The organism is Micromonospora humida (genome assembly GCF_016901255.1).
In the GTDB taxonomy this organism is placed as follows: Bacteria; Actinomycetota; Actinomycetes; order Mycobacteriales; family Micromonosporaceae; genus Micromonospora; species Micromonospora wenchangensis.
On record NZ_JAFEUC010000003.1, the window covers coordinates 577848 to 593714 of the forward strand.

A 15867-nucleotide genomic window follows, 5' to 3' on the forward strand; every position below is an offset into this window, starting at 1 on the left:
CGCAAGGTGCCGCCCGCAGGCGGTGGGGAGGGATGCGGCGTCACGGTTGGTGCGGTCGGCGGGGTGGCGGGGTACGACGGGTCCGGCCGCGCCGGGCGGCGGCGCGCAACGCGGCGCGGGCCAGCTCGGGTCGGTCGGCGGCCCCGTCGAGGCTGGCGGCGAGCGCCCGGACGGTGGGGTGCCGGAACAGGTCGAGCATGGTGATCGACCGGCCGGTGGCGGCGGTCAGCCGGGCGTGCACCGCCGCCAGGGCCAGCGAGTGCCCGCCGATGTCGAAGAAGTTGTCGGCGACCCCGACCCGGTCACGTTCCAGCACCTGCCGCCAGATGCCGGCGATCAGCTCCTCGGTCTCGGTCAGCTCGTCCGGTCCGGTCGGCACCGGCGCGACCGGGGCGGGTGCGGTGGCGGCCACCGTCATCGCGCCCAACGCCGCCACCCGGACGGTCGGCCGGGGCAGTGCCACGGCGACCGCGTCGGCCGGGGTGTCGGGGTCGGCGGCGAGCGCGCCGACCAGGTCGGCGAGGTCGGCCAGGAGCGCGTCGATCCGGTCGGCGTCGAACAGGTCCGGGTTGTAGACCACGTCCACTCCGCACCGGCCGTCGCGCTGCACCACGTAGACCGTGATGTCGAACGGGGAGCCGGGCTTGGGCACCGGCAGCGCCTCGGCGGTCAGCCCGGTCAACGTCAGCCGGGGCGCGGTGAAGTTGAGCACGTTGAACAGCACCTGCACCAGGGGCGCCCGGGAGGTGTCCCGGCCGACGCCGAGGGTCTCGACGAGTTTCTCCAGCGGCGCGCCCGGGTGGGCGGTCGCCTCGTGCAGCTCGGCGGCGCACCGGTCGACCAGTTCGGCGAACCCGACCCCGCCGGTGCCGCCGGTCGTGTCGTCGGGGCCGGTGCGCAGCCGCACCGGGACGGTGTCGATGAAGAAGCCGACCACGTCGTCGAAGGCGGCCAGCCGGCGGTCGGCGACGATCGCCCCGACGACGTGGTCGTCGCCGCCGGTGAGCCGGCGCAGCAGTTCGGCGAAGCCGGCCAGCAGCACCGCCGCGACGGTGCTGCCGCGCCGCTCGGCCAGATCCCGCACCGCCCGGTCGGCGGTGGCGGTCAGGGTCACCGCCGCCTGGGCGCCCGCGTACGTCTGCACGGTCGGGCGGGGACGGTCACGGGGCAGGTCCAGCACGGTCGGCACGCCCCGCAGGTGCTCCGCCCACCAGCTGAGGTCGGCGGGGCCCTGCCGGCGGTCCCGCTCGTCGCGCCACACCGCGTAGTCGGCGTACGAGGCGGACAGCGGCGGCAGGGTCGGCGACGTGCCGGCGACGGCGTGCGCGTACCCGGTGGCCAGGTCGGCGTAGAGGACCGCCTCGGACCAGCCGTCGAAGACCGCGTGGTGCATGGTCATCGCCAGCACGTGCTCGTCGGGGCCGAGCCGGTAGACGGTCACCTGCCAGGGCGGGCCGGTGGCCAGGTCGAAGGCGTGCGCGGCACCGGCGGCGAGCATCCCGGCCAGTTCGGCCTCGGCGTCGGCGCGGCCGGTCAGGTCGACCACCGGCACCGCCACGTCGGTCGGCTCCTCGCACACCGCGTAGGGCACCCCGGCGGTCTGCGGGATGCGCCAGCGCAGCACGTCGTGCCGGGTGGCCACGGCCCGCAGCGCCGCGCCGAGCGCACCGGTGTGAAGCGGGCCGCGCAGCCGGTGCGCGACCGCGATGTTGTAGGGGGCGCTGGAGGGGGCGAGCTGGTCGACGAACCACAACCGGCGCTGCGGCGGGGACAGCGTCGGCGGGTTGCCGGTGGTCAGCCCGTCGGCGTCGGCGGGCGCGGCGGCCCGCAGCCGGGCGGCCAGCGCGGCCGGGGTGCGCCCGGTCAGCACGTCCCGGGTGTCGACGTGCCGGCCCAGCTCGGCGCGCAGCGCCGCGACCAGCCGCATCGCGGCGATGGAGTTGCCACCGGCGGCGAGGAAGTCGGTGTCCGGGGCGGGTGCCGCGCCGAGCAGCCGGGTCCAGACCCGCCGCACGACCCGCTCGACCGGGTCGGCCGGCTCGTCGGTCGGCGCGTCGGCGGGGACGGCGGTCAGGGCGGCGTCGGCCAGCGCGCGCAGCGCCGGCCGGTCCAGCTTGCCGGTGATGGCGCTGACCGGCAGGTCGTCGCGGCGCAGCAGCCGCGCCGGCAGCATCGCGGCGGTCAACCGCCCCCCGGCGTACGCCCGGACGGCGTCGTCGTCGGGCGCGGTGGCCGGGGTGAGGAAGGCGACCAGGTCCATCCCGGCCGGGCCGGGCACCGCCTCCACGGCCACCCGGGCGACGCCGGGCACGTCGGCCAGCACGGCCTCCACCTCGCCCAGTTCGATCCGCTGGCCCCGGATCTTGACCTGCCGGTCGGCCCGGCCGAGGTAGACGATCCGCCCGTTCCCGGCCTGCCGGACGAGGTCGCCGGTGCGGTAGAGCCGCTCGCCGGGCAGCCCGGAGAACGGGTCGGGGACGAACCGGTCAGCGGTCAGGCCGGGCCGGTTGAGGTAGCCGTCGGCCAGTCCCGGCCCGCCGATCAGCAGCTCACCGGTCTGCCCCGGCGGCACCGCCCGCAGCGCGTCGTCCACCACGTACGCCCGGTGGTTGGGCAGGGGCAGACCGATCGGCACCGGGTCGGTGTCGGCGGTGGTCAGCTCGCCGCTGACCGCAAGCACCGTGGTCTCGGTGGGGCCGTAGCCGTTGAGCAGCCGTCGTCCCGGCGCCCAGCGGGCGACCAGGTCGGCGGGGACGGCCTCGCCGCCGCAGAGCACCGTCCGCCAGCCGGGCACCCGGGCCGGGTCCAGCATGGACAGCACCGTCGGGGTGATGAAACCCCAGTTCACGTCGTGGGCGACGATGAACCGGGCCAGCCGGTCCGGGTCGGACCGGTCGTCGCCGCCGAGCAGTTGCACGCTGCCACCGAGCAGCAGCGGGACGAACAGGTCGATGCTGGCCGCGTCGAAGCCGAGCGAGGCGATGCCGAGGCTGCGGACCCCGGCGTCGGCGGCACTGAGCGCGGCGCAGCCGGTGACGAACTCCACCACGTTGCGGTGGGTGGTCAGCACCCCCTTGGGCCGACCGGTGGAACCCGAGGTGAACAGCACGTACGCCGGGTCGCCGGCCCGCGCCGGGCAGGGCGTCAGCGGGGCCGGGCCGGTGGCGGTGACCACCTCGACGCCGGGGGTGTCGGCGAACTCGACCGCCGCCGCGTCCCCCACCACCAGCGTCACCCCGGCGTCGGCGGCGATCTCCCGCAGCCGCTGCCGGGGGCCACCGGGCTCCAACGGCACGTAGCAGCCCCCGGCGAGCAGCACGCCGACGACGTCGACCACGAGGTCGGGGCGGCGGTGGGCGCAGATCCCCACCCGGGTCTGCCGGCCGACCCCCCGGGCCCGCAGCGCGGCGGCCAGGCCCGCCGCCCGGCCGACCAGCTCCCGGTAGGTGAGCCGGTCGTCCCACTGGCGCACCGCCACCGCGTCCGGGCAGCGGGCCGCCCGCTCGACGATCAGGTCGGCCAGCGTGCCGTCCGGCCAGGGCAGATCTTCCCCGGTGACGGCACTGATGGACAGGATGTCGGTCACGTCGCTCCCCGTACGGTTGCTGGTGCGGTACGCCCCACCGGGCGGACGGTGTGCCGGTTCACCGGTCGTCCCGGGCGGTGTCGTCGACCACGTGCAGGCGCAGTTCGCTGAGGTACCGGCGGCCGGCGGCGTCGGGCACCCAGGCGTCGTCCGGGCCGGGCAGCATCTCGCTGACCGTCAGGGAGACCTCGGTGCCGCCCCCCATCCGGGCCGCCCGCACCATGGCGCAGAACATGTTCGCGAAGGCCGGGCTGCTCAGGTCGGCATAGCAGGGTTTGGTCTCGCTGCCGAGCTTGACGTACACCTGCTCGGGCAGGTCGAGGCGGCGTCGCCAGGCCCGCACCGCGAGGAACCGGTCACGTTCCCCGGCGGCGTCGGCCAGACCGCTCTCCCCCACCGTGGTACGCCAGGTCCGCCGGGCCACCACCAGCCGGTCGATGGTGACCCGGGGGGTGTAGGGGGCGGCGGCGACCAGCTTGAACCCGTCCACCGCGTGGGCGCTGAGCAGTTCGCCGAAGACCTCGGTCAACGGCCAACTCTCGCCGTCGGCGGCGGTGGCGACCAGTTCGCCGTCCCGTTCGGACACGGTGAGCGCCACCGTGGGCAGCACCCGTGCCGGATCGGCCCCGGGCGCCGCCGCGAAGGCCAACTGCCGGTCGCTGGGCCCGGCGAGGGCTTCGGCGGTACGGCTGGTCCGCCGTGGCCAGTCGGTGGGGTACAGCAGCCGCAGCCGACGCCCGCCCAGGTCCGTGGTGAGGGCGTCCCGCAGCCGTTGCGGGTCGGGGTGGGCCGGGATGAACACCTCGCAGTCGAAGGACGCCCACGCGGCGTGCAGCTCGCCGAGCACGACGGTGTACTCCCCGCGCGCCAACGCCGCCGCGTCCCGCGCGCAGAGTTGCAGGTCGGGGCTGTGCAGGACGGCCTTGGACCAGCGCGCCGGGGCCGCCGGGAAGACCTCGTCGACGCGGTCGGCGAGATCCGCGGCGGCGAGGCGCACCTCCCGGGTACCCGGTGGCAGCCCGGCGAAGCCGAACAGTCCCGCCCAGCGGGCGGCGAAGTCGGCGGCGACCACGTCGACCGGCCGGTCACCGGTGCCCCAGAACAGTCCCTGGGCGAGGTACCACAGGTCGGCCAGGGAGACGGGGGCGTCCCCGGCCTCGCCGCGCAGTTCGTCGTACAGCTCGCGGAAGACCCGGTCGTACGCCTGGGCCAGGGCGGCCACCATCCACCGGGCGGCCCGCAGCAGCACGTCGAGCGGTGCAGCCAGGTCGGCCAGGAACGGGGCGCCGAGGGTGACGTCGAGATCCCGCGCGGTGTCCTCGTGGCAGAGGGTGCGGCCGGCGTACATCCGGCCCTCCCGACGCCGGGGCGACCGCCCGGTCAGCTCGGTGAAGGTGGCGTCGAGGGCGTCGAGGGCGCGGCCCAGGCGGTGCGGGTCACCGGCCGCCGCGGCGACGGCGTCCCGGGCGGCGGTGAGCCGGTCCAGCCCGGACCGGGCGGCCAGTCGGGCCGCCGGATCGCCGACGGCGTCGATCCGGGCGCGCAGCACCTCCTCCGCGGCCGGGCTGACCGGCAGGGCCGCATCCCAGGTGAGCAGCTCCCGTTCGACGAGCCGGTCGAGCAGCGTGTAGCCGTCCTCGGGCCGACGCAGCCCGATGGCCGGGTCGGCGACCAGGTCGTGGGCGGGCCGGCGGCCGTCGACGGCGGCCAGCAACGCGGCCTCCACCGGTGACAGCGCCACCGGCGGTTGCCCGGGACGCAGCACGCTGCGCTCGCGCACCGTGACCTGCGGGGCCAGCACCGGCGGCCACCAGCGCCGGACGGCGAGGTCGGCGCCGATGCACCCGGCGTACTCGTCGAGGGCCCACGACTCGAACCGGACCCACCGTCGCCGGGTCAGTTCCGGGCCGACCCGCAGCCGGGCGGTCTCCGGCTGCGCCGGGTCGACGGTCACCCAGCAGCTGGGGCCGAAGAAGCCGACCGTCTCGTTCTTGCCGCAGTACCGCTGCCAGTACTTGAGCAGGGCCCGTTCCCGGTCGCGGCGGCGCACGTTGCGCGACGCGTCGGGACCGCCCCGGACCAGGCCGTCGAAGGCCACCAGCGCGCCCCGGTTCTGCCAGGTCACCGCCTCACGCAGCAGCGGGTCGGCGGCGAGTTCGGTGAACCGCTGCCCGGCGGCGCGGACGGCCTCGTCGAACTCCTTGTCGAAGCGTTCGACGCCGCCGCCGGTGGCCAGCAGTTCGTCGGCGAGCTCGGCGGCGGCCGGGGCGGCGAACAGGGCGAGGCCGTCGGCCGGGAAGCCGGTGCTGCGCAGGATCGCGTCGCGCCACACCGACCAGCCGGTGTCGCCCAGCGGCACCCGGTGCTCGGGCGTACCGCCCGCCGGCACCGACCCGGCGGACCCCGGGTCGCGGCCGGCACCGGCCGCGACCGGGTCGGACCGGTCGGCGTGGGGCCCGGCGGTGGTGCCCGCCTCACCCGGGGGAACCGTGCCGCCGGCCGGTGCGGGAGCCGGGGAGTCGAGGGCGGCGGTCAGGTCGGCGCGGATCAGGCCCAGCAGCTCGGGCAGCCGGTCGTGTAGGAAGAAGTGCCCACCGTCGAGTTCGTGCAGGGTGAAGCCGGCGGCGGTGTGCTCGGCCCAGGCGGCGCTCTGTTCCCGGCTGACCGCCCGGTCGTGCCGCCCGGCGAACGCCACCACCGGCACCGGCAGCGGCGCCCCGGGGGCGTACCGGTAGCTGTCGACCCGGCCGAAGTCGGCGCGCAGCAACGGCAGCAGCAGCTCCACCAGCTCCGGGTGGTCCAGCAGGCCGTCGGGCAGGCCGCCGCCGGCGGCGAGCCGGCGCAGCAGTTCGTCGTCGTCCACCCGGGACAGGCCGTCGAAGAAGCTCGCGGCGGTGACGTGCGGGGCGCGGGCGCCGCCGACGTACAGCCGTACCGGCAGCTCCCGGCCGACCCGGCGCAGCTCCCGCACCACCTCGAAGCCGAGCCGCCCGCCCATCGAGTGCCCGTAGATCGCGTACGGGCGGTCGGCCCGGTCGGCGATGGCGGCGGCCAGCTCCGCGACGGTGAAGTCCGGGTCGTCGCCGATCCGGTTCTCCCGGCCGGGCAGCTGCACCGGCAGCACCTCCACGTCCGGGCCGGCCTCCGGCTGCCAGCGGCGGAACGCGCTGGCGCCGCCCCCGGCGTACGGCAGGCAGAACAGCTGCGCCGGTGCCTGGGGTCGGCTTCCGGGCGAGACGAACCAGTTCACCGTGCGCCTCTCTGCGGTGGGTCGATCCAGTGCCGCCGGCGCTGGAAGGGGTAGCCGGGCAGCCCGGTGCGCCGGACGGTGCCCTCGGGGTGCAGCGCGGCCCAGTCGACGTCGCGGCCGGCGACCCAGCCGGCGGCCAGGTCACGCAACGCCCCCGGCGCGCCGGCCACGGTGGCGTCGGTGGCGAGCAGTTCGTCGAGTCCGGCGACCGCCTCGGCCAGGTCGGCGGCGACGACGGCGGCCCGCCGGGCGAAGGACCGCCGGCCCAGCGCCAGGGTGGCGGCCACCTCGGGCAGCGCCGGTCCGACACCGGCGAGGTGGTGCCGCAGCCGGGTCAGCGCCACCCGCAACGCCTGCGGGGTACGCGCCGACACCGGCAGCAGCCAGGCCCGCGGGGGCGACGGCTCGGCCGGTACGGCAGGTGGCGGCTGCTCCACGACCACGTGCGCGTTGGTGCCGCCGAGCCCGAACGCGCTGACCCCGGCCACCCGGCGCGGCGCGTCCGGCCAGTCCCGCGCCTTGGTGGGCACGTAGAACGGGCCACCGGCCAGGTCGATCTCCGGGTGCGGGCGGGTGAAGTGCAGGTTCGGCGGGATCACCCCGTGCTGGACGGCCAGCACCGTCTTGATCAGCCCGGCGATGCCGGCTCCGGCGTCGAGGTGACCGATGTTGGTCTTGACCGCGCCGAGCGCGCAGGACTCGGCGGGAGCGGCCCCGCCGTACACCTCGTGCAGGGCGGCGACCTCGATGGCGTCGCCCAGCGGCGTACCGCTGCCGTGGGCCTCGATGAAGCGGACCTCGCCGGGGGCGACCTCGGCGGCGGCCAGCGCGTTCGCGACGGCGGCGGCCTGGCCGGCGGGGCCGGGCACCGCGAAGCCGGCCCGGTCGGGGCCGTCGTTGGTGACCGCCCAACCGGGCAGGACGGCGTAGATCCGGTCCCCGTCGGCCTGGGCGTCGGCGAGCCGGCGCAACGCGACCACGCCCACCCCGGAGCCGAAGCCGGAGCCCTCGGCGGCCTCGTCGAAGGCGCGGCAGCGGCCGTCCGGGGAGGCCAGCCCGCCGGGGGTGGCCCGGTAGCGGGGCCAGGTGACGTTGACCCCGCCGGCGAGGGCGATGTCGCACTGGTAGTCGGCGAGGCTCTGGGCGGCGGTACAGACCGCGACCAGCGAGCTGGAGCAGGCGGTCTGCACGGCCACCGCCGGCCCGGTCAACCCGAGCCGGTACGCCACCTGGCCGGGCAGGTGGTCGGTGGACTGCCGGCCGATCAGCCGGGCCTCCCAGTCGTCCGGGTCGACGTCGCCGACCACGGCCGGATTGTCCATCAGGTGGAACAGGAAGTAGCGGTTGGCGGAGGTGGCCGCGTAGACGCCGACCAGGCCGGGGAAGCGGGTCGGGTCGTGCCCGGCGTCCTCCAGGGCCTCCCACGCCGTCTCCAGGAAGAGCCGGTGCTGGGGGTCGGTCCGGGCGGCCTCCTCGTCGCCCATGGCGAAGAACTCGGCGTCGAAGTCGGTGACCCCGTCGAGCCGGCCGGTGGCCCGCACGTGCCGGGGGTCGGCGCGCAGTCGGGGCCCGATACCGAGGGCGGTCAACTCGACGTCGGAGTGGTCGTGCACCGAGTCGACGCCGGCGCAGACGTTCCACCAGAAGGTGGCGGCGTCGGGTGCGCCGGGGAACCGGCCGGCGAGCCCCACCACCACGATCTCGTCGCCGGTGTACTCGCGGGCGGCGACCGGTGGCGCGGTCGGGGTGGGCAGGATCGGCGCGGGGAGGGGGCGGGTGCGCGCCGCCGTGGCCGGCGTGGCGTCGACGCCCGGGGCGAGCAGCCGGGCCTGGGCGGCGATCGTCGGGTGGGCGAACAGCCGCACCATGGGCAGCGTCGTGCCGAACCGGTCGGCGATGCGCTGCTGCACCTGGCCGAGCAGCAGGGACTGTCCACCGGCGTCGAAGAAGCTCTCCTGCCGGCCGACGGCGTCGCGGCCGAGCACCGCGCACCAGATCTCGTGCACGGCCCGCTCGGTGTCGGTGGCCGGTTCCTGTCCGGCGGGGACCGTCCGGGGCGGGTCGGGCAGCGCCCGCTCGTCGATCTTGCCGGTGACGGTGAGCGGGAACGCGTCGAGGACCAGCACGGCGCGGGGCAGCGCGTAGTCGGGCAGCCGTCGGGCGAGGGCGGCTCGCAGCGCCGCCGGGTCGAGGTCGCCGCCGGCCGGCACGGCGTACGCGAGCAGTGCCCCGTCGCGGGCGATGGCGCGCACGGCGGCGACGCCGGGCTGCGCGGCGAGGACGGCCTCGACCTCGGTCAGCTCGACCCGGAACCCACGCACCTTGACCTGGCGGTCGAGCCGGCCGAGGCAGACCAGTTCCCCGCCGGGCAGCCACGCGCCCAGGTCGCCGGTGGCGTAGGTGGGCGTCCCGTCGGGGTCGGCACCGAACCGGTCGCTGTGCTGGCCGAGGTAGCCGGGGGCGAGGTGCGGGCTGCGCACCACGATCTCGCCGGAGTCGGCCAACCGCAGCGTGTAGCCGGGCAGTGCGGTGCCGATCGGCAGCGGGCCGGTGCCGGTCGGGTCGGCGTCGTCCAGCGGCAGCGCGTACCGGGCGGCGAACGTCATCTCGGTGGCGCCGTAGCCGTTGACCAGCACGCATCCCGGTGCGAACCGGTCGCGCCCCCGGGCGGCGTCGGCGTGCGTGGCCTGCTCGCCGCCGAGCAGCACCACCCGGATGCTGTCCAGCCGCCGTTCACCGAGGGTGTCGAGCAGGAACCGGTAGACCGTCGGGGTGGAGTGGTAGACGGTGACCCGGTGCCGGGCGAGCTGCCCGACGGCGTACGCCAGGCCGTGCCGCCGCAGGTCGACCGGGACGACGGCGGCCCCGGTGAGCAGCGCCGGATAGAGGTCGGGGATGGCCGCGTCGAAGCTGAACGAGGCGAGCAGGCTGAGCCGGTCGGCCGGGCCGATCGCCAGGGTGCGGATCTGGTTGTCGACGACGTGCCGCAGGTTGCGGTGGGTCTGCGCCACGGCCTTGGGGGTGCCGGTGGAGCCGGAGGTGAACAGCACGTACGCCGGGCTGTCGGGGTCGACCGGGAGGGGGTGCAGCGCGGCGGTGGTGGCCGGGTCGAGGACCAGCACGCGGGTGCCGGGTCGGGTGGCGCACAGGGCGTCGGCGAGGTCGCGGTGGTCGGGGGCGCAGGCGACGACGCGCACGTCGGCGGCGGCGAGCATGTGCCGGAGCCGGTCGACCGGGAACCCGGGGTCCAGCGGCACGTACACGCCACCGGCGGCGAGGGTGCCGAGGACGGCGGCGATGGTGCCGGTGCCGTGCCCGGTGAGCAGGGCGACCCGGTCGCCGGGTCGGACGCCGGCCGCGGTGAGCGCGACGGCGTGCCCGCCGACGGTGGCGGCCAGGGCGGCGTAGCTGACCTCGTGGGTCTCGCCGAGGATCGCCGGGTGGTCGGTACGGGTGGCCGAGACCTCGGCGAACTGTTGGATGATCGTCGGTTGCGCCATGTCAGCGGATCGGCTCGACTCCACTGTGGGCAGCCGTGCGGGAACAGCCAATTGTGATCATGATCCCCCCCAGGACTTCACAATGGAAGCAGAATAGGACGACATCCGGCCGAGGAAAGATCATCGATCGGAGTCGGACCGAAGGGCCCACCACCCCCTGAAGATCGGACGGCGAAAATCGGCCGATCATCCCCCTAGCGCGAAAAGGAGTTTCAGCCTAAGTGTCTACCGACAAGTAATTTTGCGGCGAAAGGGCTTGCAAACCGGCTATTTTCCACCGTGGACGGCACCTTAACGCCTGGTCAGGTGGGGTGCCGCAGCCGCGGGCCCCCGCCATCCTAGGGTCGCCCGACCAGCCGGGACCTCCGGCCCGTCCCGATCCGGTCCTGCGCCCCTGCCCCACGCCCCGCCCGGCACCTAGCGTCGGAGGCGGGACCGAGGAGGACGCCATGCGTACGTGGCAGGTGCAGGACGTGATGACGGTCGACGTGCTCACGGTGGACGAGGACACCGGGTACCGGACGGTGGTGGACCTGCTCACCGCCCGGCACGTCACGGCGGTGCCGGTGGTCGACGAAACCCGGCGGGTGCTCGGCGTGGTCTCCCAGGCCGACCTGCTGCACAAGGTGGAACGGCTCGGGCAGCCGCACCGGCGGCGGGTCCTCCCCGGTCGCCGCACCCGCACCGCGTGGGCCAAGGCCGCCGCGACCCTCGCCGGGGACCTGATGACCGCACCGGCGGTCACCGTCTCCCCCGGCGCGACCCTCGCGCAGGCCGCCCGGACCATGGACCGGCGGGGCGTCAAGCGGCTGCCCGTCGTCGACGACCGGGGCCGCCTCGTCGGCATCGTCACCCGGGGCGACCTGCTGCGGGTCCACCTCCGGCCGGACGCCGACATCCGCCGCGACGTCGTCACCGACGTGCTGCGCCGGGTCCTCGGGGTGCCCGACGGCACCGTCGACGTGACCGTGCACGGCGGGGTGGTCACCCTCACCGGCCAACTCGACCGGTGGTCCACCGTGCACCTGGCGCTGCGCCTCAGCGCGCAGGTCAGCGGCGTGGTCGAGGTGGTCGACGCGCTCGGCTACGCCGTCGACGACGCCCCACTGGCCGCACTGCGGGCCGGCGTCGCCTGACCCGGGGACGACTGCCCCGACCGGCGGCACCCGGCCCCGGGGGATGCCGACCCCGCCGACCGACACCCAGGGTCGAACCCGGCGACACCCTGTGTCACCAGGGCCGACCCGCCGCCCGTGGGGGCTGACGATGGCCGCCCGGGTCCGTAGCATCTGTCGGGTGTCCGCGTCGGCGCGGACACCCGACGGCCGGCGGCGTGTCCCCGCACGCGCGCCGGGTGGCGACGTTTCCGCGACGGGCAGAGAGGCCGGCGATGAGTCGAGCAGAGCAGGACACCGCGGCGGGCACCGAGGGTGAGGACTACACCCAGCGGTTGCAACGCCTCGGTGGCGCGCGCTGGAAGCAGGTGCTCGACGTGCAGGCGCCGTACCGGTGGAACCTCCAACGGCTCGAACTGGGCCGCACCCTCGACGTCGGCTGCGGCCTCGGCCGCAACCTGGCCAACCTGGGCGAGGGCGCGGTCGGGGTGGACCACAACCCCACCTCGGTGGCACACGCGCGGGCGGCCGGGCTGGAGGCGTACACGATCGAGGAGTTCCACCAGTCCCCGCACGCCCGGCCCGGCGCCTTCGACGCGCTGCTCGCCGCCCACCTGCTGGAGCACCTGCCCGCCGACGCGGCCCTGGAGGTCGTCTCCAGCTACCTGCCGTTCCTGCGTTCCGGCGGCACGGCGGTCTTCATCACCCCGCAGGAGCGGGGATACGCCAGCGACGCGACCCACGTCCGGTTCGTCGGGTTCGACGAGGCCGCGCAGGCCGCCCGGGATCTCGGCATGACGGTGGTCAAGCAGTACTCCTTCCCGTTCCCCCGGTCGATGGGCAAGGTCTTCACCTACAACGAGTTCGTCACGGTGGCCCAGCTGCCCTGAGCCCGCCGCGCGACCGGGCCCGGGTCCCGCTTCGGGTCCCCGGGCCCGGTGGGCGCTGCCGTGGACGCCGCGGCACGCCGGGCCGGCCGGTTACCGTGGCGGCATGACCAACCCGACCCGGTGGGCGACCGAGACCGGCCCCGAACACTCCCAGTGGTACATCGACCGGTTCCGGCGGCTCGCCGCCGAGGGGGCCGACCTGGCCGGTGAGGCCCGCCTGGTCGACGCGGTCGTGGCCCCCGGCTCGCGCATCCTGGACGCCGGCTGCGGCACCGGTCGGGTCGGTGCCGCGCTCGCCGCCCGGGGGCACCGGGTGGTCGGGGTCGACGCCGACCCCGCCCTGGTCGAGGCGGCCCGCACCGACCATCCCGGGCCGCGCTGGCTGGTCGCCGACCTCGCCACGCTGGACCTCGCCACCGACGGCGAGGCGGAGCCGTTCGACGCCGCCGTGGTGGCCGGCAACGTGATGGCCTTCGTCGCCGCCGGCACCGAACCCGCCGTGCTGACCCGGATCGCCGCCCACCTGCGCCCGGACGGGGTGGTGCTCGTCGGTTTCGGCCTCGACCGGGGCTACCGGCTCGACCACTTCGACAGCGACCTGGCCGCCGCCGGCCTGCGGCTCGAACAGCGCTTCGCCACCTGGGACCTGCGCCCCTGGCGCGACGATGCGGACTTCGCCGTCAGCCTGCTGCGCCGCCCCACCGACTGACCGTGGTACCCGCGTGGGCACCCGGACGGTGCTGCGGGGAAGGTTAGACCCCGGCGCACCGGCCCGGCAGCGGGCCGGTCAGGACGGGGCGGCGACCGCCCGGGCGGCGGCCGGATCGAGGGTGCTGCCGGCCGGGACGAGGCTGACCAGGCCGGCGGGCAGCCGGACCGGGGTGACCTCCCGGTAGCCGAGCATGCCGAGCACCCCCTCGTCGGCGAGCACGTAGCGCCGACCAAGGTCGGTGACCACCGACACGGCCCCACCGTCGGCGCCCGGCGCGGCCACCGACTCGACGACCGCACCGCGCCCCGGCTCGACCAGCACCTGGTCGGCGCGCACCCCGCCCGGGGTGTCGGTGCCGCGGGCGGCGGTGAGATCCGGCACGACCGGGTCGACCCGTACCTCGCCGACCGTGCCGTCGTCGCCGATCCGGGCGCAGAGCGCGCCGCCGTCGACGCCGGCCAGGCGGGGCGGGACCGGTGGCGGCGCGGTCGGCCCGGTCGGCACCAGGTCGGGCAGCTTGGGCGACGCGGCGAACCGACCCAGGCTGATCGGGGCCGGCTCGTCCTGGCCGGTGCGGGCCATCAGCAGGGCCGCCTGGAGTTCGGTGATGCCGGCCAGGCCGTCGCGCCCGGCGACCGCGTACTGCCGGCCACCGCCGGAGTTGCGGACCAGGTAGACGTCCCCGACCGTGGCGTCGGTGACCCCGGACGAGGGCTCGCCGAGCCCGGCCAGTGGCGGCGGGGCCAGGTCGACGCCCGCCGGCAGGGCGTTGAGCAGGGCCGGGGCGGCGGGGACCGCGCGTTCCCGGGTGGTCGCCAGCGCGGCGAGCACCCGGGCGGTGTCGCGCAGCAGGTGCCGACGCTGGTGCCAGATCAGATGCAGCCCGCCGTCGGGGTGCCGGACCAGCACCGCCTCCTCGGTGAGCCGCCGCCCGCCGGTCGTCTCCCGGCCGATCAGCAACGCCGAACGGGGTACGGCCCGCGTCGCGTCGGCCGGCTGCCGCGAACAGACCGTCCACGGCGCGGTGGACAGCCGCCCCGCGGCCGGCAGCGAGTCCGGGGCGTCGGCGATGCCCAGCGGCAGCCCGCGCGGCACCCCCTCGATGGAGCGGCGGGACACCAGCACCGTCCGGGACCGGTCCGCGCCGACGATCAGCAGCGCGGAGGCGTAGTTGAGCACCGGGTGCAGCCGACCGTCGCGGTAGACGAACCGGGCCCCGGACTCCTTCTCGACGATCACCGCGCCGGTGTCGCGCCACGTCGACCCGCCTCCGACGAACAGGCCGTAGAGGGCGAATCCACCCAGCCCGATCGCCGCCACCAGGACGCTGGCCAGCCCGGCGCCGGCCAGCCGGCGAAACGGCGACCGCACCGGGTCGGTCTCCCGCATCACCAGGGCGGCGACGGCCCGCTGCACGGTGAACTGGTAGGAGTGGAGCTGGTCCTGCCGCGACGGCATGGCGTCCCTTCCGCGAGTCCTCGGCGGACAGGATATGCGCTGCGTCGATGTCCCGTGGACCCTGCGTGGCGACGCGACGGGACCACCACCGCCCGGCGACGCCTGTCCGCCGCGCGCCGCTACCGTCGGCGAACCGGTCGTCCCGGTAGCATCCCGGCACGACGACGGTGGAGGGACGGCCCGGTGGGCGTGCGATTCGAGGAACTGGCCTGGCGGGAGACCCCGATCGGCGCGATCAGCCTGCGCCGGCGGCGGGAACCCACGCTCGACGTCGACGTCTACGAGGTGAAGCTCGACGACGACTACCTGATGTCCAGTCTCTTCCCGGTCGCCGAGATCGAACTGGCCCGGCTGGGGCTGGCCCCGATGGGCGACGGGCCGCTCGACGTGGTGGTCGGTGGCCTCGGGCTCGGCTACACCGCCCGTACCGCGCTGGAGGACGCACGGGTGCGCTCGGTGCTGGTGGTGGAGACGATCGAGGACGTCATCGACTGGCACCGCAGGCAGTTGCTCCCCTTCGCCGCCGGTCTCGCCCCCGACCCCCGGACCCGGTTCGTCCGGGCGGACTTCTTCGCCGCGGTCGCCGACGGCACCGGTTTCGACCCGGACCAGCCGGGCCGCCGGTTCCACGCGGTGCTGCTCGACGTCGACCACTCCCCGCGTAACGTGCTGCACCCCAGCCACGCCGCCTTCTACACCCCCGACGGACTGCGCCGGCTGGCCGACCTGCTGCTGCCCGACGGGGTGTTCGCGCTCTGGTCGGACGATCCGCCGGACGACGCGTTCGGCCGGGTGCTGGCCGAGGTGTTCACCACCTGGCAGGCGCACGTCGTCCCGTTCGCCAACCCGCTGACCGGCGGGGAGTCCGCCAACACCGTCTACGTCGCCCACCGACGGCCCGACCCGCACTGACCCCGCTCCCGGTGACGTGCGGGGCATACGGCGGCCCGGAACGGGAAGGCTGCCCGGAACGGGAAGGCTGCCCGGTCAGTGAGTCACAGGAGGTGGACATGCGGGCCATGCTCTGGGTCGTCGGTGTCGTCGGCGGCGCGCTCATCCTGCTCGGGCTGCTGCTGGAGGCGGTCCGTTGGCTGGCCATCATCGGCCTCGTCGCGCTGCTGGCGGTGATCGTGCTGGCGTTCGTGCGGGGGCGGCAGGTGATGCACCGGCATTCCGCCGGCCGCCGCTAGCGGTCACGCCGTAGCCGGCCGCCCCTGCCGGGGCGGCCGGCTCCTCGTGTTTTGACCGTTGTGTGGGCAGGGTGGTCTGGCGGTGTGGTGTGGGTGTTCGTGGTGGTGTGGGGGTGGGGTGTTATTTGCCCTTGTGGATGGCGTTGCGGCGGATGACGGGGTAGCG

Annotated in this window: 9 protein-coding genes; 5 read left to right on the plus strand and 4 right to left on the minus strand. The window is 75.9% G+C overall.

Annotation, left to right across the window (positions count from 1 at the left end):
* Nucleotides 1-40 precede the first annotated feature (40 nt).
* Genes JQX11_RS09585 through JQX11_RS09595 form a run of 3 tightly spaced genes read right to left on the minus strand, consistent with a single transcriptional unit; the run spans nt 41 to nt 10336 of the window.
* Nucleotides 41-3586 carry a non-ribosomal peptide synthetase gene (locus tag JQX11_RS09585; RefSeq protein ID WP_204924611.1) on the minus strand — a complete coding sequence of 1182 codons (3546 nt, stop codon included), beginning with the start codon at nt 3584-3586 and terminating at the stop codon, nt 41-43.
* A 58-nt stretch (nt 3587-3644) separates the two neighbouring features.
* A complete protein-coding gene (locus JQX11_RS09590) occupies nt 3645-6836 on the minus strand; it encodes a thioesterase domain-containing protein (RefSeq protein WP_204924612.1) in 3192 nt (1063 codons plus the stop codon).
* Nucleotides 6833-10336: an AMP-binding protein gene (locus tag JQX11_RS09595; protein WP_204924613.1), complete on the minus strand. Its 3504-nt coding sequence runs from the start codon at nt 10334-10336 to the stop codon at nt 6833-6835. Before JQX11_RS09595 ends, JQX11_RS09590 begins: the two co-directional genes overlap by 4 nt.
* Before the next feature lie 449 nt (nt 10337-10785).
* Between JQX11_RS09595 and JQX11_RS09600 the strand changes: the two genes are divergently transcribed.
* The 3 genes from JQX11_RS09600 to JQX11_RS09610 all read left to right on the plus strand — a co-directional run bounded on the left by JQX11_RS09600 (nt 10786) and on the right by JQX11_RS09610 (nt 13050).
* The gene (locus tag JQX11_RS09600; RefSeq protein ID WP_204924614.1) at nt 10786-11472 is read left to right on the plus strand and encodes a CBS domain-containing protein; all 687 of its coding nucleotides are present in this window, start codon (nt 10786-10788) and stop codon (nt 11470-11472) included.
* Between the two features lie 254 nt (nt 11473-11726).
* A complete protein-coding gene (locus JQX11_RS09605) occupies nt 11727-12341 on the plus strand; it encodes a methyltransferase domain-containing protein (RefSeq protein ID WP_204924615.1) in 615 nt (204 codons plus the stop codon).
* A gap of 103 nt (nt 12342-12444) precedes the next feature.
* Entirely contained in the window at nt 12445-13050 is a 606-nt protein-coding gene (locus JQX11_RS09610; protein ID WP_204924616.1) for a class I SAM-dependent methyltransferase, read from the plus strand.
* Nucleotides 13051-13128: 78 nt separating this feature from the next.
* Here JQX11_RS09610 and eccB read toward each other — a convergent pair whose 3' ends face one another.
* Complete coding sequence (gene eccB / locus JQX11_RS09615) at nt 13129-14511, minus strand: type VII secretion protein EccB (protein ID WP_204924617.1); 1383 nt, start codon at nt 14509-14511, stop codon at nt 13129-13131.
* 183 nt (nt 14512-14694) lie between these two features.
* Between eccB and JQX11_RS09620 the strand changes: the two genes are divergently transcribed.
* Both JQX11_RS09620 and JQX11_RS09625 read left to right on the plus strand, forming a co-directional pair.
* Nucleotides 14695-15423, plus strand: a complete 729-nt coding sequence (locus tag JQX11_RS09620) for a polyamine aminopropyltransferase (protein ID WP_204924618.1) — start codon at nt 14695-14697, stop codon at nt 15421-15423.
* A gap of 98 nt (nt 15424-15521) precedes the next feature.
* The gene (locus JQX11_RS09625; protein WP_088646401.1) at nt 15522-15701 is read left to right on the plus strand and encodes a hypothetical protein; all 180 of its coding nucleotides are present in this window, start codon (nt 15522-15524) and stop codon (nt 15699-15701) included.
* Nucleotides 15702-15867: the final 166 nt, after the last annotated feature.

Coding starts and splice junctions, on each gene's coding strand:
- JQX11_RS09595 (WP_204924613.1), bottom strand. CDS start 10,336: ATGGCGCAACCGACGATCATCCAACAGTTCGCCGAGGTCTCGGCCACC.
- JQX11_RS09600 (WP_204924614.1), top strand. CDS start 10,786: ATGCGTACGTGGCAGGTGCAGGACGTGATGACGGTCGACGTGCTCACG.
- JQX11_RS09605 (WP_204924615.1), top strand. CDS start 11,727: ATGAGTCGAGCAGAGCAGGACACCGCGGCGGGCACCGAGGGTGAGGAC.
- JQX11_RS09610 (WP_204924616.1), top strand. CDS start 12,445: ATGACCAACCCGACCCGGTGGGCGACCGAGACCGGCCCCGAACACTCC.
- eccB (WP_204924617.1), bottom strand. CDS start 14,511: ATGCCGTCGCGGCAGGACCAGCTCCACTCCTACCAGTTCACCGTGCAG.
- JQX11_RS09625 (WP_088646401.1), top strand. CDS start 15,522: ATGCGGGCCATGCTCTGGGTCGTCGGTGTCGTCGGCGGCGCGCTCATC.